The organism is Motilimonas sp. E26, from assembly GCF_021278025.1.
Lineage (GTDB): Bacteria > Pseudomonadota > Gammaproteobacteria > Enterobacterales > CBDFNC01 > Motilimonas.
The window spans coordinates 33,122-52,298 of record NZ_JAIBHJ010000018.1 but is presented as its reverse complement, the minus strand read 5'-3'; the positions used below and the strand labels follow the sequence as shown (position 1 = coordinate 52,298).

Below are 19,177 nucleotides of genomic sequence, written 5' to 3'. Positions count from 1 at the left end.
ACTACAACAAAAATCATCGATGCCCTGCTAATAGCCAAATTCTGCCGCGCCAATAATGGCATACATCACTAAGGTGCCAATAAACAAAACCATGCCAATATAGCCGGTTATTAATCCCGCTAAGGCCATGCCATCTCCGGATAATTTACCTTGGCTTTGACGTATATTACTGCGTGCGATATGGCCACAGATAATCGCGATAAGTGAGCCAAAGATAAAAATACCTAAAATACCAAAAATAAGACTCACAACGGCTAAAGGCGATGTTTCTACAGGCTTGTTCGGCATTGTAGCGGCAAGATTCGGCTGGCTAGGAGCACTGGATTGGACCTGGCCCAGTGGAGCAATATGCTTGACCTCCCCATTCTCAACAAAAAATTCAACCTTATCTAAGGTTTTCGGCGGGATATTTCCCCCCCAAATTGCCAGTGAAAATTCATAACGATCACCTTCATCACATTTGATCAGGCCAGTCTGCGCTGCTTCATTGATATCTAAAACCGTACCTTGCATCTTACCCTCAACTTAAATCATCTATATAAAAACAAAACAATATAAACAAGCGAGCACTTTTGCGCGAGTAGAAAGTATCAGTAGTACGAAAAAATCACTGCGAACTCACTGTTTTGACGGATATCAACTCACGCAGCATAACGCGCTAGATTGACCCCCCTTGAAATAGTCAGGATAATGCCGCTTTTCTCGCATTAGGGCCAAGTTATATGTCTGCGCAATTACTGTTTCAAACTCAAGATAAATGGGGCCCCATTGAAGTGAGTGAAGAAGGTACTATTCGTAAACTTTCATTTGGTCCTGGTGATGAACAAAGCCGTCAAGACAAACGTCATCCCCACCTACCTGAGCATGAATATATTCAGGGGATGTTATTAGCCCTGTTATTCAGTCAGCCGAAAAGTGCCATGGTATTAGGCTTAGGCGCAGGTTGCTTGGTGAGTGCATTACATCATGCGGTTCCTGGTATAAAACTAACCGCCGTGGAATTAAGGAGCGCGGTTATCGAAATTGCAAAACATTTTTTTCGACTCCCTCATGGTAAAAAAATAACCTTAATCAATGATGATGCCGTGGCTTTCATTAAGCAAAATCAGCACAAAAAAGTAGACTTGCTGTTTGCTGACATTTATCACGCACTAGGGGTTGATCAAGCCCAGTTAAGTGATGACTTCCTACAGCACTGTTGCTCACAGTTAAAAGCTGAAGGCATACTCGTCCTTAATTGTTGGCATGAACACAGTGAAAATCACGACTTTGCCGCCGCCCTAAGAAAAAATTTCCCTTACCTGTATGGTTGCCATGTTAGCTCTGGCAACTGGATTGTATTTGCGTCACAAGCTGACATAGCGGTGAAATTAACCCAGAGTAAATCAGCTGCGCAACAGTTGAAGTTGGCGTCAGATATTGATTTAACTCGACTTTTAAACCAGTTGAAAAATATTTCTTAAAAAAGAGAAAAAAGATTGAACCATTACAAAAATGCTCGGTCTTACTTAACAGATATGCTCAATAGACTCAGCACCTTGAAAGCAATCTTTAGCTAGTAAATAGCTTCTTAAACCAGTTTTTCACGGTAATCAATTTGGTCTTATACCCGATTAGGTACAACGCAGGAAGCAAGTATCTGAGTGTAAGCAAGTTACCCTTAAGGCCTCTTAATGAGGCCTTTTTTATGCCCATCGATGTACTTCAACTTTAAAATACTTGCTTTCAGGTAAATCAAAATCAATAAGACAGCAAAAGGCGCGTGAAACTAGCTCTTTGGCAACGCTGGCGTATCCCTACTCCATAATCAAATTAATGTAATAAAACCAAATAATCACTTGAGACGCTAAGAAAAAACTATAAGTCAGCGTTATAATAATGCAACCTGCTGAATAGCAATCTTTCTTAGACATAATAAAGAAGACAATATGATCCGATTATTTTTTTGTTTATCTAGTCTTCTCTCAGTGTTGATTTCATTTCCACTTTGGGCGACACCTGAAATTACCATCCATTACAAGCACCTTGGCTTTTATGGTCAAACAGAGCACGCGATTAGTGAACAACTGAGTAAGCAAAATGATTACTTTGCCCAGCACAAGGTGTTTCACAATGACAACCATTGGCAAAAAGGTTGGGTACTGATCACGAAAGAATCACCATCAGGCTGCAAAATCACCCACGTAAACACTTGGCTCAAAATTGATTACCGGTTACCGCGCTGGCTTGATCAAGCCACAGCACCGGAAGCATTACAGCTCAAGTGGGAGGGGTTTTATCAAGGTATCTTTATGCACTTAGATGGCCATAAAAAAATTGCGGTAGAAGCACTACAGGCGATAGAAAAGTCGATATTAACATTACCTGCAGCAGCAACCTGCGAAGAGATCAAACTTCAAGCTGAAGACCTAGCACAACAACATATATTGAAAATAGCTAACGCGGAAAAAAACTATGATCAAGATACACAGTTTGGTTTAAGCCAAGGAACATCTTGGCTATCTACCCAATAATTAAGCTTTTGTTGTCCTTATAGCCGCTTGAAGTTATCTAAAATAATTGCCCCAGCCATGGCCACATTTAACGATTCAGCCAGACCAAAACTCGGTATAGTTATTTTGTGGCTAACTAAGTTAGATACACTCCCCCGAATACCGTGAGATTCACTGCCTAGCAGTATCACCCCTTGCTGACTTAATGCTGCTTGATGAATATTTTCACCTTCTAGAAAAGCACCATAAATTGGCACAGTTTGCTGCGACAAGTAAGCGACAAGATCGGTATTAACCAGATTAATTCGGCAAAATGAGCCCATGGTAGCGCTGATCACTTTTGGATTATAAACATCCGCACAGTCTTCACTTGCTACAATCTGCTTTATGCCATACCAATCAGCAAGGCGGATTAGGGTGCCTAGGTTACCGGGGTCAGATACGCCATCTAAGGCCAATACCAGTTCATTTAAATTGTTGTCGGGTAACGCAAGTTGTCGCGTTTTAACTAAGGCTATCGCGGTGTTATTGGAACTAAAAGTACCCGCTTTCGCTAATTCCTCTGACGTGGCGGCGACAAAGTGAGTAGTGGTTAGATGAGCTTGATATTTATCTAAAAATGATTCAGTAGCAAAAACCTGATGAATTTCAAAGTTCGATGCAAATAGCTCGACGACATTTTTTTCACCTTGCACGATAAACAAACCGTGTTGTTTACGGTATTTTTTCTGTGCGAGAGAGTTAATCAGCTTAATTTGATTTTTGGTGATCATCGAGTTCTTACTCCTATTTATGCAGCCGCGGATTATTCCACTAAACCCCTCATTAAGCAAAACTCAGATAAATAATGACTTAACCTTGAGGCGCTATTTTAAGGCCAGGTTTAGGCTCTACCACGGCACCATTTATCTGCAACAAAAATGGCACCGCGACTAATTCATGTTGCTGATTAATTTGTACCGCAAAGTGTAAATGAGGACCTGTACTGAACCCCGTGTTGCCAGATAAGGCAATAGGCTCACCCCGCTTCACCAACTGCCCGACTCTGACCTTAGAAGAAAAGGTTTTAAGGTGGGCATAAACCGTCATCGTACCATCGGCATGAGCAATGCGGACCACATTAGCCTTCGTTTTGGCAAAGTCAGCCGTTGCTGCGCCACTATTGTTTTCGACCACTTCAACGACAGTGCCCTCTCTTGCGGCAACAACTTCGGTCCCTTCAGGTAGCGGAACATCAATTGCGTATTGGCTGTGAGGCTCTGAATGCGTAAAACTGCCATTAAAACCTTGCGAGATATAGGCGGCTTGGGGCAGATTAAAGGGCACTTGATAAGCATAATCAGCGTAAAACTCAGGATCCAGCTTACCGGGGGTGAAACTATATTGATACTGAAAACGCCATTGGCCAGGCTGCTCAGGAAAGATAGTAAATAACCTTTGCCGGCTGTTTGGTGCGAGTGCAAATGCCTCAGGTATTGAGATGGAAGTTTTTGTGTTAGTCAGCTCAGTAAACGCTAATTTAACGGTCACGGGCATACCATAATTGTTAACAGCAATCACTTCTGCTTGGTTTTCCCCGTTGATAACTTTATGTAACACGCGCACGGGAGATACCTCAGGCTCAGCCACACGCTCATGCTCTACCTCAAACACGACCTGAGGCTTAATAGCAGTAAACACCCAGTTACCCTGCTCATCTTGATATTTATAAACATCGCGAGCAGCCAAACTCGGGAGACAGACGCTCATCGTCAAACAGACCGCTAGCACATATTTAAACAACGAGATCAAGGTAGCAACACATAACAATCGCATCTTCGCGTCCTTCTGCTGTGGGGTAGTAACCTTTCCTTCGGTCTACTTCGACAAAACCTAGTTCATTATACAAATGATGAGCACTTTGGTTTGACTCTCTAACTTCCAGCCAAATTTCTTCGACCTGCTTGGTACTTGCGTGGTCAAGTAAGTGCTCTAGTAGTTTACGCCCCAACCCCTTACCTTGCTCATTTGGAGCAATAGCAATGTTAAGTAACGTTGCTTCAACACCCGCCTGACTCGCGACATAGTAGCCAAGCACCCGCTCATCCAGTGACAAAACATGATTAAAATATCGGGTACCAAAATTACTGCTAAATAACTTCTCACTCCACGGAAAGGCATGAGCTTGAGCCTCAATACGGATCACCTGTGGTAAATCATTAAGGGCCATTGGCATGATACAAAGCTCTGAATAATCAGTCATTCATATTCTCTATTGTGTCTGATAGGATTTTATTTGCTGCCATAAACCTCGCTTTTGCAGCGGGTCTTGACTGACTTGCTCAATACTGGCGCTGTTTATTACCTGTGTTGAACGACGAAGCGCGAGTGGTGACTGAGTACTCCATACCCACAAAGGTAACGGGCCTTGGTATTGCAAAAAACATTCCTGCGTGACGACCTGTGCTTGCGCTACAGTAAGCCCCATCGATTTAAGCACAGCGCTAACAAATTCACTTTGCAACACGTCCGACTCAGCCAAAATGACTATTTCAGTTTCATCATCAATGATAAGGGGAGCGTCGGCTGCCGATAAGTCATCCTTGATAGGTTGATCTAGGCTTTGATTTGACAGCCATAGTGTAATGCCCATTTCTTTTAATATAAAAGCTTGGTATTGATTCATTAGCTCGGTTAGCGCAGAAGTAAGAAAAAGAATATTACCGAAATGTCTGACTGGTAGCTATGTTGGAACTGAAGAAAAGCAGGAATTATAAACGAAAAAAGCCTGACACTAAGTCAGGCTTTTTAAAATGTGGCAGGGGTGGAGAGATTCGAACTCCCAACATTCGGATTTGGAATCCGACGTTCTGCCGTTGGAACTACACCCCTGCTGAAGAACGAGGCAGATAATACCAAATGATTTTTAAAGGTAAAGCCTTTTATGACAAATTATTTTCGACTGCTGAATTTATCACCGTGTTATCGAGTTTACGTGATCTGGCTCTCAACATTGGGTTGTTAATTCTTCATCTGCGCGGTCAAGAAGCTCCTCTAATTGAATATCATCCAGATTAAAGTGCTCGCCAATGGGGACTTGTACCTGAGCCCATTCCGAGTCGGAATTATTCAACACCACATGTCGCGCGATTTTTAAAATAGATAATAAATCTAACGCCACAGGAGGCATCTCGCCAGATTGATAAAAACCTGCGGCATCTTGTTGGTAGTAGATAATTTCAACTAATGCCTTTGGCAACATCCATTGCTGTGACAATAAAGCGCCAATCGTTGTGTGTGCAGTACCAAATGATTGGTGCTCTCGCTCTGTCAAAGCAGGCCAGCCTAACTCATCAAGTTGAGCATAAAGCGCAGGGTATTGCTCAAAACCCAGCATCATCACTGGTACACCCGATAAATGGAATAGGCCTAGCATATAAGCGTTATCAACCAAGGCATCTTTACCTAATAATTTGGCGACAACAGAGCTTGCTTGTGCAACTTCCGTTGCTTGCTCCCAAAAATCATCAAGTAACGCATGAGAGCTCATCGCCGATCTGAGGGCGACCGCTTTCACCAGAGGAATAATTCGTTTTAACCCCAGCATCATGACGGCTTGGTTGATTGATTGTATTTCTTTAGCACGGCGAAAAGCCGCTGAATTGACAACTTGCAACACAGCAGAAGCAATACTGACATCGGAGCTAATGGCTTTAGCTATCACTGAAACATCCGGCTCAGGCTTGCCTGCCTCTTCGGCAACAGTTAGTAACACAGCAGGCCGAGGTGGAATACTGATACTTTTGAGCAATGCCCGTTCTTGACTGGTGATATTTATTGCCATGCCAGTTTCCTTATATTAAAAACCTTTATTAGTGACGCGACAATGACGAAAGCCATCGTTAAAACTATAGATTAAGGTTAAAGCTTCGTGGTATTTTTGCCTCATTAACGCGCTTATCGCACACTAAGCCTGATAATACCAACCTCACTTTTCGCATCTTTTTAGCATAGTTTGGTTAACTCGTTCAATTTGGGCGCCAGCCCACAAATATAATATCTTAATACCAAGGATCTCAGGAACATATGACTATTTTGAACAAGCCCGCGAACCCAAATTTTTCATCAGGCCCATGTAGCAAACGACCTGGTTACAGCTTAGCTGAGTTAAAAACTGAGACTTTAGGCCGCTCGCACCGTGCCGCTGTTGGTAAAAATGCTTTAGGTAAGGCGATTGATGATACCTCGCGCATTTTAGGTTTACCTGAAGGCTATCGAGTCGGTATCGTTCCAGGCTCTGATACTGGTGCGATGGAAATGATCATGTGGTCTATGCTCGGAGCCCGTGGGGTGGACGTGGTTGCTTGGGAATCATTTGGTCAAGAATGGTTTACGGATATCAGTCAACAGCTGAAGCTTGAAAATGTAAACACCCACTTTGCTGATTATGGTTTATTACCCGATCTAACCAACATCAATCAAGATAATGACGTGGTATTCACTTGGAATGGCACTACTTCAGGGGTAAAAGTACCTAACGGAGATTGGATCAAAGATGACCGCCAAGGCTTGATGATTTGCGATGCAACATCCGCTGTTTTTGCGATGGAAATGCCTTGGGAAAAGCTAGACGTAATCACCTTTAGCTGGCAAAAAGTACTGGGCGGTGAAGGCGCACACGGCATGATTATTTTAAGCCCTCGCGCAGTAGCGCGCCTTGAAAGTTACACCCCAGCGTGGCCGCTACCAAAAATTTTCCGCTTAACCGCTAAAGGCAAATTAATCGAGGGGATTTTCAGTGGTGCGACAATTAATACACCTTCAATGTTGTGTGTTGCGGATTATCAAGATGCATTAGATTGGGTTGATGGGATTGGAGGCTTACCGGCAGCGATCCAAAAGTCGAAAGACAACCTCGCTGTATTAGCGAAATTTGTAGCAGAAAATGATTGGATTGAATTTCTTGCTCAAGCCCCCGAAACCATTTCAAATACCAGTGCTTGCTTTACATTAAAAGCGAGTGCAGACCAAGTGAAACAATTCATTAAATTACTTGAGAATGAAGGCGTGGCCTATGACATTGGCTCATACCGCGATGCGCCAGATGGATTACGAATTTGGTGTGGTAGCACGGTTGAGGCCAGTGATCTTGAAGCGCTACTTCCATGGTTAAGCTGGGCTTGGCAACAAGTCACTAACTAATCAGTTCAAAAAAGCATAGCTCTAGTTTGTCAACACCATCGCGAGCTATGCTTTTTACATTGTTTCGAGTATTTGAAATTACTCTTCTTCTTCCGTTGCCGCCAAATTCTTAACACGATTAGTTTCAGTGGCATAAGTGGCAAAATGCTCAGCCATCACTTCCGGAGTGAGTTCGCCTTTTTCCTCTAATGCTTTCAATTTAGCAACAATGGCTCGCTGCTCTTCAATACTCGGAAGCGGTGTTTCATCTACCGCTTCTTCTTCCATTGCTTTTAATTCTTGCTCAAAATCGTTCATGCTTGACTCCAAATTGCGACGCTTACAAAGCGTCGCTAACTACATTTAACCTATCTCGTTTACCACAATCACTGTAACTCTGTTTAACTGATCTTCATAATATCAAGTATGTTTTCACTGATAAGCTTTGTTTTCATAGCTAAAAACAGACTAAATTGCTTAGCTAAAGCTAAGGTGACAGCAATAAATATCCCTAGGGCGCATCATACCGCTGCTAACTCAGTGATGCCAACGTTGGGATCAAACAAAAAGCAGGCCTCTTCTTCATTAGGCAAAAAAAAAGCGCAGCTTAATGCTGCGCTTTCATATCGGCAAGCGCCATTAACTTACTTTGAACTTACGTATTTGCTGCTCTAGGTTATCGGCTAAATCCATTATAACGTTAGTCGAAGCTCGGTTTTCACGGGCGAGCTCCGCAGCTTGGTGAGAGCTGTCAGCAATAGCGTTGATACGATGAGAGATATCATCCCCTACCTTAGTTTGTTCATCTGCAGCACTGGCTATTTGATGGTTCATTTCGGTTATAGTGCCTAATGAGTCAGCAATTTGTTGTAAGGCTTGTGCCGCCTCTTGCGCGCCCGATACCGTATCAATACTTGACGTTTTACTGTTCTCCATTGAACTGACGGCTTTTTGCGAACCACTTTGTAAGCGTTCTATCATTTGCTGAATTTCTGCGGTGCTATCTTGAGTTCGTTTCGCTAAATTACGCACTTCGTCTGCAACGACTGCAAAACCACGACCTTGCTCACCAGCCCTTGCTGCTTCAATTGCTGCATTTAACGCCAACAAGTTAGTTTGCTCGGCAATGCCTCGAATAACATCTAACACCGACACGATATTATCTACATCACGTCCAAGCTCACCAATCACTTGCGCGGCTTCATCAATTTGAGAAGCCAAGCCTTCAATTGAACTAACCGAACTTAATACGATATTTTGCGCCCTTTGACCTTCTGCGTCCGCTTCTTGAGTTGAGGCAGCAGCATTATTTGCACTTTCTGCAACGGTTCTAGCAGACGATGACATTTCTGTCATCGAAGTGGCAACCATGTCCGTTTCACTGCGCTGTACATCCGATACCTGATCAACCTGGCTTGAGCGACTATCAGCATTGGTTGCTTCATTGCGCAGCTCTGCAGTCGCAGCCGCAACGCTGTTCATAATATCTCGTAGTGACGCTTGCATGGTCACTACCGAACCATAAATGCTCGACTCATCAAAATCTTCACCATCGCGTTTCACTTTGGTTGATAAATCCCCCGCAGCAACCGCTCGAACTAAGGTCAATACATCTTCAGGCTCACCACCTAAGTCAGTCGTTATTTTGCGAATCGTCGTAATAATGATAAAACCCAGAATAGCAGCAGTAATTAAACACAGAATCAGCTGATTTTGTGCCGAATTCCAAAAACGTTCGTCTACTTCAGTAGAGCGAATCCCCGTTCCGACAGCCCATTTCCAGCGTTTTGACACTTGAGCAACAGAAAGTAAATCAGCAACGTCACCATCTGCATTTCGCGACGTCCACTCATATTCAACAATGCCATTGGGGTTTGCTTTCACCGCATTCAGTAGAATTTGTCCAACGCTTGCCCCTTGCGCATCTTTAAAATCATGGAAGCTGGTGCCATGAAGCTGAGGATCATGAGGCGCAGCCACAAAATTCATATTTTCGTCAGCCACGTAGACATATTCGGAGTCATTATATTTATTCTCACGAAGAATCTGCGCCGCCAACTCTTTACCTTGCTCATCGCTCATTTTGCCTGACGCGACATACAACTCGATTTGGTTAACAGTAGAAAAGGTACTCTTAAGTAATTGATATATTCTCGACTTATTATCGATATCACTGGCCTGCCTCAAGGTATAAAGGCCCATTAGCATAACCCCTAAGAGGGCAACTAAGGTCAACGTAGCCATGCCCCATACTTTTGTTTTTAGTGTCATTTTGCATCCTCAATCATGCTTACTGCAGCCTAGGTAACTAAACGGTTACCTTATTATTATAAAAGCTAGGTAATTATCGGCTTACTCGCCAGTTTCTTTAATGTAATTGAGAGCAGACAAGAAAAACAAAGCCAAGATCACGGCTTGACAATCACGAGCCCACCTCCTATTGGCGTCACTAAAATAACTCGGTTTGGCTTGCCTAACGTGATAGTATTGAGTCCATTACATGAGAAAAATACAAATAGAAACAACAAAATAAAAACAATTGAAATTAATAATTTAAAATCTACAACTGCTTTTTTTGTGTCACAATGATGCAACATTCTTGAATTAGCATAGAATTAGTGATAAAAATCAAAATTAAATAAAAAACCAGTCATAATACATACTCCGTATCATATTAAACTGGTTAGGATCAATATTTGTTTTTGTATTTTCTATAGTCAAAAAAACCAACCAAAGGAAAAACGATGAAAAAACTGCTACTAACTACCGCAGCAATCGCAGTTCTTGCTGGCTGTTCAACTAATAAAAATGTTGAACCAATCCAACAAACAATCAATGAAGTACAAAATAACGCTAGTGGTCAATGTATTGTTGCCATTCACAACACTGCTCAAGCATTAGAGCAAGCGAACAGACTAATTGGAAAAGCATCTGATGGCCAACTAAGTGAAGTTGAATATTCAGCAGCTGAAAAAGCCGCGAATAATGCTGCTATGTATAAAGAAGAAGCCAGCACTCAATGTACTGAAGAGCTAAAAATACTTCTTTCACAATTAATCGTTAAAGAAGAGACTGGCACATACACACAAGTCCAACATCTACCAGGTGTTGTTTTTGGTGAAGCTTCTGCAGAGCTAACTATAGAAGCAAAAACAATTCTTGAAGCTGTTGCATCTCGCCTAGTTCGCGAATCTAGCGATGTAGAAATTGCTGGACATACATCTAGTACAGGTAGCGATGACTACAATATGACGCTATCACAAAAACGCGCTGAATCTGTAAAAGCATTTCTTGCATCTCAAGGTGTTGAAGTATCACGCATGACAGCCGTCGGTTACGGCGAAACACAACCTGTCGCGACTAATGATACGAAAGCGGGCCAACAAGCTAACAAGCGTGTTGAAATTCGTTACTACCGCTAATTTTTGTACCGGATATGCTGAGAAATTTTTCTTAGTTTAAACCCTGGCTTTAAAAAGTACTTTTTCAAAGCTCAGTTGGTTAATACAATAAAGCCGAACCTATGTTCGGCTTTTTTCTTTTTAGCATTTGATTATTGACGAATATGCCCATCACCAAGCACAACCCACTTTTGCGAGGTTAGCCCCTCCAATCCAACAGGCCCTCGCGCATGAATTTTATCAGTTGAAATGCCAATTTCAGCGCCTAACCCATATTCAAAACCATCGGCGAAGCGCGTAGACGCATTTATCATGACAGAGCTTGAATCAACTTCAGTAATAAAGCGGCGCCCTTTTGAATAATCCTGAGTAACAATGGATTCAGAATGTGCAGAGCTGTATTTAGCTATGTGATCCATAGCGGCATCCATATCGGGTACGACTTTAATCGATAAAATAGGCGCTAAATATTCAGTTGCCCAATCTTCATCCGTGGCCACTTCTGCAGCAATAATTGCGCGTGTTTCTGGGCAACCTCTTAACTCCACCCCTTTTTCACCGTAACCTTTTGCTAAGCGAGGAAGAATATCAGCCGCGACCGCTTGGTTGATTAACAAGGTTTCCATTGCATTACAAACCCCATAGCGATGAGTCTTAGCATTAATGGCAATGTCATAAGCTTTGTCTAAATCGGCCTGATCATCAATGTAGACATGACAAATACCATCTAAGTGTTTAATAACTGTCACCTTAGCATCTTTAGAAATACGCTCAATTAAGCTCTTGCCGCCACGAGGCACAATCACATCCACATACTCGGCCATAGTGATTAGCTCACCTACCGCCGCGCGATCTGTTGTTTCAACAACCTGCACAGCCGTTTCCGGCAATCCGGCTTTTTGTAAACCCGATTTAATACATTGCGCGACAGCACGATTAGAATGTATTGCTTCACTACCGCCACGCAAGATGGTTGCATTGCCAGATTTAAGGCACAAACTCGCCGCATCAATCGTCACGTTAGGACGCGATTCGTAAATAATACCGATCACTCCCAGTGGCACACGCATTTTGCCCACTTGAATACCTGAAGGCATGTAGTTTAGGTCAGTAATCGCACCACAAGGATCGGGTAATGCGGCGACTTGAGTTAAGCCCTCTATCATTTTATCAATGCCTTGAGACGTTAAGGCCAAGCGGTCAATCATGGCTTCATCAAGCCCTTTTTCACGACCCGCCTGTAAATCTTTTTCATTCTCTGCAATCAAAAAATCACGTGTTTCATTTAATGCATTAGCGATCGCGAGTAGCGCGTTATTTTTAGTGCCAGAGGTTGCCGCGGCAATCTGACGTGACGCCGCTCTCGCGCTTTTACCTAAATTTTGCATGTATTCTTGCACGTTCATGGTGACATTATCCTTATATATAACCTAAACCCTTGCCCTTCGAGGGGAGTCTGGCAGAATAAAGAATAATATTTATAAGGGCAAGCAACGCCCTCAAGTTCACACTCAGCCATCGCTAATGCCAGCCAAGGATAAGCATGAAATTTTCACTTCCGCAAAATAATTTCCCCTCTCTAACACAATTAATAGAACAAGCTAATTTAGAGTTAGAATCAACTGGCACCATAAACCAGATCGTGTTAACAACAATTCTAGACGCCTGTTTTTCCTCAGGTTTTAATTTAGTCGAAATAGAGAAGGCCTTACAATGTGAAGTCGATGATTTGGAAAGCGTAAATAAGGTAGGCTTAAACCAGCTTATAGACTTAATAAACTCCAAGATAAATTAACCCTATCGACCTAGTTTAAAGGTGTCAGTTACTTGCTTAAGCTCACATAGCGAATTGTTGTAACTAGGTTTTCTAAAAACGGCATGTTATATTCAGACAATTAAATGTGTTAAACATTAAAACCTATTGTTTATAAAGATATTTTAAATCTTCAATAGCTTTGTATAAGGAAGTTAAACCATGTTGTTGCACGATTTGGGCAAATACCGCGGTATTGTAGCTGCAATTACTTTATTTCTTGTCTTAGATACCTGTGTGTTGGCGCTGAACTATTTCGTGTCAAAAGAAATTCAACAAGAAACTGAAAGTGTTAATTTAGCTGGTCGACAAGGGATGTTGACGCAAAAGCTATTAAAATCTCTTTACGAGTTACAGGACGACTTAGCTGTAAACCTTGACGTTACAGATAATTTTCAGGAGTTTGCTGATACTTTCGAGTTGTTTGATGTCACGCTCGTAGCGCTAAAAGAAGGTGGCATGGTACCAGTCACCGATATCAATGATACCGAACAAATTGAAGTTCAACCGGTAAACTCTGAAGCAGCGATGCAATCAGTGGATGCGGGCTTACAACTTTGGCAACAATATCGGGAAATACTCGGCCCTATCATAAATAACGGCAGCGAGCAGGTTTCACTTCTTGATATCCATGAGTCAATCGCCACGGTAAAAGAAACGAACGCAACACTACTTACATTCATGAACGATTTAACCCGTTACATGGAGCAGCAAGCTAACGAGAAAACGCAGATGCTGCAGTACGTAGAGCTAGCAGCTGTGGTTGCGGCGATATTGAACTTCTTTGTTATCATGTTTATTTTTGTTGGTCGTTTGAAGAAAAACGATGAACAACTTGAGCTGTCACAAAAAGAAAACGCCGAAATTCTTGGTACGGTAAAAGAAGGCTTATTCCTACTTGACCAAGAACTAATCATCGGATCACAGTATTCTCAAGAACTGGTTAACATCTTTGGTCGCCAAGATTTAGACGGTAAAAAACTAGCGGTACTTTTAAAAGACATGGTATCAGACAGCGAGCTACAGCTTTCTGAAGATTACATCGGCCTACTCTTTAAAGAACACGTAAATGAAAACCTTATCCAAAGCTTAAACCCGCTAAAACAAATTGAAGTAAACCTGCTTGGTCCTACTGGTCTGTTTGAAACTAAGTATCTTTCCTTCCAGTTCAACCGTGTACGCGTTAATAAACGGGTATCACATGTACTGGTAACAGTAATGGATCGAACCGTTGAGGTTGAGCTAGAACGCGAACTAGAAGAAGCGAAAACCAAAGCAAAAGGTGAAGTTGATAGCTTAGTGAGTATCTTAAGTATCGAGAAAAGTGCCTTTATCGACTTTCTTGACAAGGCTAGCGATGGCATTAACTTAATCAATGAAGAGTTAAAGTCTTCCAATCAAGACCACAAAGCCTATATGGCAAACGTGGTGCAATTCCAGCGCATTATTCACTCAATCAAAGGCGATGCTTCGGCATTAGATGTATCCCCTGTTGAGAAGAAGACTCACGAAATGGAAGATGTATTGACCGACATTCGCAATAGCGATGAAATCACGGGTAATAGTTTCCTACCATTCACCGTAAAACTTGACGAACTATTTTCACAGATTGGTAGCTTGCGTCTTTTAAGTGAACAAATTGCGAACATTAGCGACCAGCATTCAGACACGGCACAGCCAGTGACACACTCAAATACGCAGTCGTTTGCTGAAATAAATAGCTTGGTTAAACGCGTTGCTGAAGATGAAAACAAAATGGTTAACCTAGTCACTCAAGGACTAGACAGCCATCATGTTCCACCGGCATATATTCGTAAGGTGCGTGAAGTCGCAATACAATTAGTACGTAACGCTGTTGTTCATGGTATCGAAGAGCCAAACAAACGGGTTGAACTAGGTAAATCACCACAAGGAACTGTAAAAGCAAGCTTCCAACAAAAATCTGATGGCAATTACTCACTAACCATTATTGATGACGGTGCTGGTTTATCGGTTAATCGCATCAAGCGTCATGCGCTACAAAACGACTTAGTGTCTGAGCAAGATATTGAAAAAATGTCTAATGGTGAAATCCTCAATCTGATTTTCCAGCCAGGATTCTCCACTGCATCAAACGTATCTATGCACGCAGGTCGTGGCGTTGGGCTGGATGTAATTAAGCAATCTGTAATGGAAGCTGGCGGTAAGATGAAGCTAAGCTACAAACAAAATAAAGGTTGTCGTTTTGAGATTGTATTACCAGGTAAAATTACAACGACAACAAAAACTTATAATGAAACAGATCAAAATATTGGGGTAGAGCAGGTTAACCATGAAGTTGTTAATAGTTGATGATTCAAATATTATTCGTCGTAAAATTAGACGGAGCAATAAAGTAGGTGATCTAGAAGTTGTTGGCAGTGCATGTAATGGTCTTGAGGCTGTTGAACTTGTAAAGCAAACCCAACCCGATCTAGTCACCATGGATTTAACTATGCCAGAGATGGATGGCATTGAAAGTATTGAAAAAATTCTAGAAGTTAAGCCTGACACGCGCATTTTGGTTGTGTCAGCACTAGCGGATAAAGCAACCGCAATTCGCGCCCTCACGATTGGCGCTCGAGGCTTCATTTGTAAACCGTTTACGGAAGATGAGCTCAATGATGCATTTGAGCAATTGCTAGAGGATATTTAAGCAAAATGAAAGAAGAACAATTACAAGTATTTATTGAAGGTACAAAATATTTCTTTAGCACCTTTGCCGGCCAACAAGTCGATGTCGGCGTTCCTTATTTAGTCTCTAGCGATACTAAAGTGGCTTTTGATTACACAGGCATTATCGGTATTGCAGGCGCGCGAAAAGGCTGTGTTTACTTTTCTGCGCCAGGTCGATTATTGGCAAAGTTACTGCAAGCTTTAGGCGAAGATGATTTAGAAGATGACAACTTATGTGATGTGGTAGGTGAAGTAGCCAATACCGTTTCAGGGAATGCTCGCAGAGATTTAGGGCCTGAGTTTGTTATCTCTGTTCCTGTCATTGTAAAAGGTCAGCTTGAAGATATTAAATTACCCCGCGAAATACGCTCGTTTGTAATCCCTATAACTTGGGGTCAAGACAAAGCAGCTCTGGTTATCTGCTTAGAGTAATCTTTTATCTGCACAGCCTTAATATTGGCTGTGCTTTTTCTGCTGTAAAATATGTCATACAGTGAGGCAGGAATGTTTAGCCTAGAATTTAAAGTGCTCCCACATTTAGATAATTCTGTTTACCAGCCATTATGTAACCTATTTAAGCAAATCAGTTGCCAAGCTTCTGTGAGCCAATTCAGGCCGACTGGCGCATTGGCCCGATTTGATTGGTTGCTTCCTTGTGGTGTGACAATGGAATTAGTCAAACCATTTTACGAAACGCAGCTAGATCCAGCGCGTGAAAGTTTTGTGGCTCCGTTAAAACAACTGATCGAAACTGAGTTGTATCAGAAAATGATCCAAGCTCAGGAGCCCTTCCAATTAAGAAATAAAGATGGTTCGATAAAATCCACCATATTTTCGATGCATTGCTGCCTAAATTACAGGATGCTCGGAAAAGATGACGAGATGAACCTTAGGTTAATGTTTCCAGTAAACTGTACCCCACTCTACTTCCGAGAAGCCATCTTTTCATTTATGCAAATGCTAGAAGATGTGTATTTAGCCAGTTCGACCGAAATGTTTTTAGAAATGCTGAGAAAAGCAGATGGCCAAGGGTTTGGCACCCGTGTGCTTTGGTACAATGCAGAAACAGGAAGAACTGAGTTTGTTGATGTTGAACGCAGTCAGAAATCCAATGCAGTGGTAAAAAAGCGCATCGCATAAATAACAGGCTAAAACCTCCCTTTGCTCAAAAAGAAGAGGCTTTAGCACTGTAGCGTTACGCTAAGTCAATCCCGGCCAAATTATCCCTCAGCACATCAGCTGAAATACGTAATTTTTTCAGTTCATCTTTAGACAGGTTGAGCTCAACAATCTGCTCAACACCTTTAATGCCAATTTTAGCAGGAACACTGATACAAACATCTTTAATGCCGTATTCTCCGGTTAAACGCACACTAATAGGTTGCACAGAAGCACGATCAGACATGAGCACTGACACTAGCTTAGCAAGTACAACCCCTATCGCCCAATTGGTGTAGCCCTTAGCGGCAATAATCTTATATGCAGCACTTTTTACTTGTTCGTACAATTGGTCAATATTTTGCTGACTATAAGGAATGCCTAATACTTCATTACCAACGACGGGGACGCCACCAATAGTGATCGTACTCCAAGCCGCAAACTCAGAGTCACCATGTTCTCCCAGAATGTAACCGTGAATAGAAGCCGGATCGACATCATAATGTTCACTAAGCAACGACTTAAGGCGGCTTGTATCTAATACAGTGCCTGTTCCGATCACTTTGCTATTGGGGCGGCTAGATAGCTCTTGGAAAATGTAGGTTAGAATATCAACCGGATTAGAGGCGATGACCACAATAGCATTTGGCGCATAATGGTCTAATTCAGCGGTAATCGACTTAAAGATAGCGGCATTTTTATTGAGTAAATCTAATCGCGTCTCGCCCGGTTTTTGCGCGGCGCCAGCTGTCACTATGATCACATCACAATCAACTAGATCTGCGTAATCCCCTGCCTTCACCTTCACTCGTCCAGTGATCCCTTGGCCATGCATAAGATCTAATGCTTCACCTTCCGCTCGCGCCTTATCAAGATCAACTAAAATAATTTCACTGCAAAGCTGTTGTAAGTAAATCGCATATGCACCTGCAACACCAACGTTACCAGCGCCAACAATACCGACAGATTTAGTCTTCATTTACACTCCTTCTCGAGATACGAGACAAAAAAGTTTAAGGGATAATTTGTTCTGTAAACCCAGCCAACACTAATGCTTGATAAGCTTGCCAAGCTTCACTATCAATAGGCATTTCGACTTGGTAATCCAGCATAGGGTATAGCTTCATACGCTGCATATCGCCAACCAAGGTATGAATAAGTAAAGTTTTATCTATCACATCATTGGGGTAAGAGGAATAAGTCAGCTGCGGCCCAGCGACCATCACCTCAATATCAGGAAAGTGTTGTTTAAACGTAGCGAAAGCACGCTTTGTTGCAAAGTCTTTATGTACCAAAATAACACTATCCACCTGAATACCTCGTTCTGCCAGCAATGCCATTGAAAATTTAACATTTTCACCGGTATTGGTTGCTTTAGGCTCCAATAGAACATGGCTTGCAGGCACACCAGCTTGACGGGCAACGTCAGCAAACACTTCGGCCTCTGTTTTTTTAAAAAGTCCCTCTGTATTACGGCCACAATTACCAGAAAATACCACATAAGGTGCAAGCCCCTGCAGGATTAATTCACTTGCACGCTGCGCCGTTCTAATATCGATAGAGCCCATCACTATGATGCAACTGGCAGCCTTTAGTGGAGAGTAAAGCACAAGATCATGCCAAAGTAGCTGGCCATAATGATCCACTTGTTGCTCAGAAAGCATTGTTTGTCTCCCTTTTTCGGTACTTGCTAACATAAAATGACCGGATAGCCTGATTTCGGGTGAGTAATAACTTCCCCCTCTAATGAAAACACATTTTTTAGCAATGACTGAGTAAAAACCTCACCACTCGTGCCTTGCGCAACCACCTTGCCATGATCAAGCACAACAATGCGATCCGCGTATCTCGCCGCAAGATTTAAATCATGAAGTACAACTAACGAGCCAATTTGCAGTAAAGCTAATTCTTTGAGCAGGCTTAATAATTGGTGTTGATGATACAAGTCGAGTGCTGCTGTTGGTTCATCCAATAATAAATAACGTCCACCTAGGCTAGGCTTTTCCCATATCTGAGCAAAGGTTCGGGCAAGTTGCACTCGTTGCTTTTCACCGCCAGATAGATGAGTGTAAATATTCTGCGCTTTATCTTGAATATCAGTCCAGCTCATTACTTGCCGAATCACCTGTTCATTTTCGAGGTGGCCAGTCGTTTTGTTCATTCGCCCGATGTTAACAACTTCAAATGCGGAGAATGGAAAATTCAGCTGCGAGCTTTGTGGCAAAATAGCCAGCCGCTCAGCCAACTCACGTGGCGGCCATGTAGCTCTCAGCTTCTGCTCTATCAAGACTTGCCCTGTACTAAAAAGCTCACCGCTGATGACATTAAATAAGCTCGACTTGCCAGCCCCATTAGGCCCAACTAAAGCCACTACTTCATTACAATTAAGCGCAATATTAACCTCAGTTAACACGGCCTTATCATCACGGGTTAAATTAATATTTACAGCTTGCAGCATA

The 19,177-nt window shown here is 42.3% G+C and carries 21 protein-coding genes and 1 tRNA gene; 9 read left to right on the top strand and 13 right to left on the bottom strand.

The features are described 5' to 3' along the window. Window positions 1–27 precede the first annotated feature (27 nt). A complete protein-coding gene (locus K1M91_RS14880; protein WP_232802834.1) occupies window positions 28–513 on the bottom strand; it encodes a DUF4190 domain-containing protein in 486 nt (161 codons plus the stop codon). Window positions 514–722: 209 nt separating this feature from the next. Here K1M91_RS14880 and K1M91_RS14875 point away from each other — a divergent pair, with 209 nt between their 5' ends. Both K1M91_RS14875 and K1M91_RS14870 read left to right on the top strand, forming a co-directional pair. Next, window positions 723–1,463, top strand: a complete 741-nt coding sequence (locus K1M91_RS14875) for a fused MFS/spermidine synthase (protein WP_232802833.1) — start codon at window positions 723–725, stop codon at window positions 1,461–1,463. A gap of 465 nt (window positions 1,464–1,928) precedes the next feature. Next, a complete protein-coding gene (locus K1M91_RS14870) occupies window positions 1,929–2,513 on the top strand; it encodes a DUF922 domain-containing protein (protein WP_232802832.1) in 585 nt (194 codons plus the stop codon). Between the two features lie 17 nt (window positions 2,514–2,530). On the opposite strand, the gene K1M91_RS14865 is transcribed toward K1M91_RS14870, so the two are convergent. The 6 genes from K1M91_RS14865 to K1M91_RS14840 form a co-directional block, all read right to left on the bottom strand. Then, entirely contained in the window at window positions 2,531–3,265 is a 735-nt protein-coding gene (locus tag K1M91_RS14865) for an RNA methyltransferase (RefSeq protein WP_232802831.1), read from the bottom strand. Between the two features lie 79 nt (window positions 3,266–3,344). Continuing rightward, window positions 3,345–4,307, bottom strand: coding sequence for a M23 family metallopeptidase (locus K1M91_RS14860; protein ID WP_232802830.1), 963 nt, complete (start codon window positions 4,305–4,307; stop codon window positions 3,345–3,347). Next, window positions 4,267–4,734 carry a ribosomal protein S18-alanine N-acetyltransferase gene (gene rimI / locus K1M91_RS14855; protein ID WP_282561158.1) on the bottom strand — a complete coding sequence of 156 codons (468 nt, stop codon included), beginning with the start codon at window positions 4,732–4,734 and terminating at the stop codon, window positions 4,267–4,269. Before rimI ends, K1M91_RS14860 begins: the two co-directional genes overlap by 41 nt. 9 nt (window positions 4,735–4,743) lie before the next feature. Next, complete coding sequence (locus tag K1M91_RS14850; RefSeq protein ID WP_232802829.1) at window positions 4,744–5,157, bottom strand: DNA polymerase III subunit psi; 414 nt, start codon at window positions 5,155–5,157, stop codon at window positions 4,744–4,746. Between the two features lie 130 nt (window positions 5,158–5,287). Then, window positions 5,288–5,363: transfer RNA gene (locus K1M91_RS14845), tRNA-Trp, on the bottom strand. Between the two features lie 115 nt (window positions 5,364–5,478). Continuing rightward, window positions 5,479–6,315 carry an HDOD domain-containing protein gene (locus K1M91_RS14840; RefSeq protein WP_232802828.1) on the bottom strand — a complete coding sequence of 279 codons (837 nt, stop codon included), beginning with the start codon at window positions 6,313–6,315 and terminating at the stop codon, window positions 5,479–5,481. 242 nt (window positions 6,316–6,557) lie between these two features. On the opposite strand from K1M91_RS14840, the gene K1M91_RS14835 reads away from it, so the two are divergent. Continuing rightward, window positions 6,558–7,673, top strand: coding sequence for a phosphoserine transaminase (locus K1M91_RS14835; protein WP_232802827.1), 1,116 nt, complete (start codon window positions 6,558–6,560; stop codon window positions 7,671–7,673). Window positions 7,674–7,751: 78 nt separating this feature from the next. On the opposite strand, the gene K1M91_RS14830 is transcribed toward K1M91_RS14835, so the two are convergent. Together K1M91_RS14830 and K1M91_RS14825 are read right to left on the bottom strand one after the other, a co-directional pair. Further along, window positions 7,752–7,970 carry a hypothetical protein gene (locus K1M91_RS14830; RefSeq protein ID WP_232802826.1) on the bottom strand — a complete coding sequence of 73 codons (219 nt, stop codon included), beginning with the start codon at window positions 7,968–7,970 and terminating at the stop codon, window positions 7,752–7,754. Window positions 7,971–8,291: 321 nt separating this feature from the next. Continuing rightward, window positions 8,292–9,923: a methyl-accepting chemotaxis protein gene (locus K1M91_RS14825; protein ID WP_232802825.1), complete on the bottom strand. Its 1,632-nt coding sequence runs from the start codon at window positions 9,921–9,923 to the stop codon at window positions 8,292–8,294. Window positions 9,924–10,396: 473 nt separating this feature from the next. Between K1M91_RS14825 and K1M91_RS14820 the strand changes: the two genes are divergently transcribed. Continuing rightward, the gene (locus tag K1M91_RS14820; protein ID WP_232802824.1) at window positions 10,397–11,074 is read left to right on the top strand and encodes an OmpA family protein; all 678 of its coding nucleotides are present in this window, start codon (window positions 10,397–10,399) and stop codon (window positions 11,072–11,074) included. A gap of 131 nt (window positions 11,075–11,205) precedes the next feature. On the opposite strand, the gene K1M91_RS14815 is transcribed toward K1M91_RS14820, so the two are convergent. Then, window positions 11,206–12,459 (bottom strand): glutamate-5-semialdehyde dehydrogenase, encoded by a 1,254-nt coding sequence (locus K1M91_RS14815; protein WP_232802823.1) that lies wholly within the window; start codon window positions 12,457–12,459, stop codon window positions 11,206–11,208. A gap of 137 nt (window positions 12,460–12,596) precedes the next feature. Between K1M91_RS14815 and K1M91_RS14810 the strand changes: the two genes are divergently transcribed. The 5 genes from K1M91_RS14810 (at window position 12,597) to K1M91_RS14790 (ending at window position 16,700) form a co-directional block, all read left to right on the top strand. Further along, complete coding sequence (locus K1M91_RS14810) at window positions 12,597–12,848, top strand: hypothetical protein (RefSeq protein WP_232802822.1); 252 nt, start codon at window positions 12,597–12,599, stop codon at window positions 12,846–12,848. Between the two features lie 180 nt (window positions 12,849–13,028). Further along, entirely contained in the window at window positions 13,029–15,197 is a 2,169-nt protein-coding gene (locus tag K1M91_RS14805) for an ATP-binding protein (protein WP_232802821.1), read from the top strand. Further along, window positions 15,178–15,540: a response regulator gene (locus K1M91_RS14800; protein ID WP_232802820.1), complete on the top strand. Its 363-nt coding sequence runs from the start codon at window positions 15,178–15,180 to the stop codon at window positions 15,538–15,540. Before K1M91_RS14805 ends, K1M91_RS14800 begins: the two co-directional genes overlap by 20 nt. A gap of 5 nt (window positions 15,541–15,545) precedes the next feature. Further along, entirely contained in the window at window positions 15,546–15,992 is a 447-nt protein-coding gene (locus K1M91_RS14795; RefSeq protein WP_232802819.1) for a chemotaxis protein CheX, read from the top strand. Window positions 15,993–16,064: 72 nt separating this feature from the next. Then, window positions 16,065–16,700, top strand: a complete 636-nt coding sequence (locus K1M91_RS14790) for a hypothetical protein (protein WP_232802818.1) — start codon at window positions 16,065–16,067, stop codon at window positions 16,698–16,700. 55 nt (window positions 16,701–16,755) lie between these two features. Here the strand turns inward: K1M91_RS14790 and K1M91_RS14785 are convergent, their stop codons facing one another. The 3 genes from K1M91_RS14785 to K1M91_RS14775 are packed head-to-tail and all read right to left on the bottom strand — an operon-like array spanning window position 16,756 to window position 19,176. Next, window positions 16,756–17,697 carry an L-lactate dehydrogenase gene (locus K1M91_RS14785; protein ID WP_232802817.1) on the bottom strand — a complete coding sequence of 314 codons (942 nt, stop codon included), beginning with the start codon at window positions 17,695–17,697 and terminating at the stop codon, window positions 16,756–16,758. 34 nt (window positions 17,698–17,731) lie between these two features. Further along, window positions 17,732–18,415, bottom strand: coding sequence for a YdcF family protein (locus K1M91_RS14780; RefSeq protein ID WP_232802816.1), 684 nt, complete (start codon window positions 18,413–18,415; stop codon window positions 17,732–17,734). Further along, entirely contained in the window at window positions 18,409–19,176 is a 768-nt protein-coding gene (locus tag K1M91_RS14775) for a heme ABC transporter ATP-binding protein (protein WP_232802815.1), read from the bottom strand. Before K1M91_RS14775 ends, K1M91_RS14780 begins: the two co-directional genes overlap by 7 nt. Between the last annotated feature and the right edge of the window lies 1 nt (window position 19,177).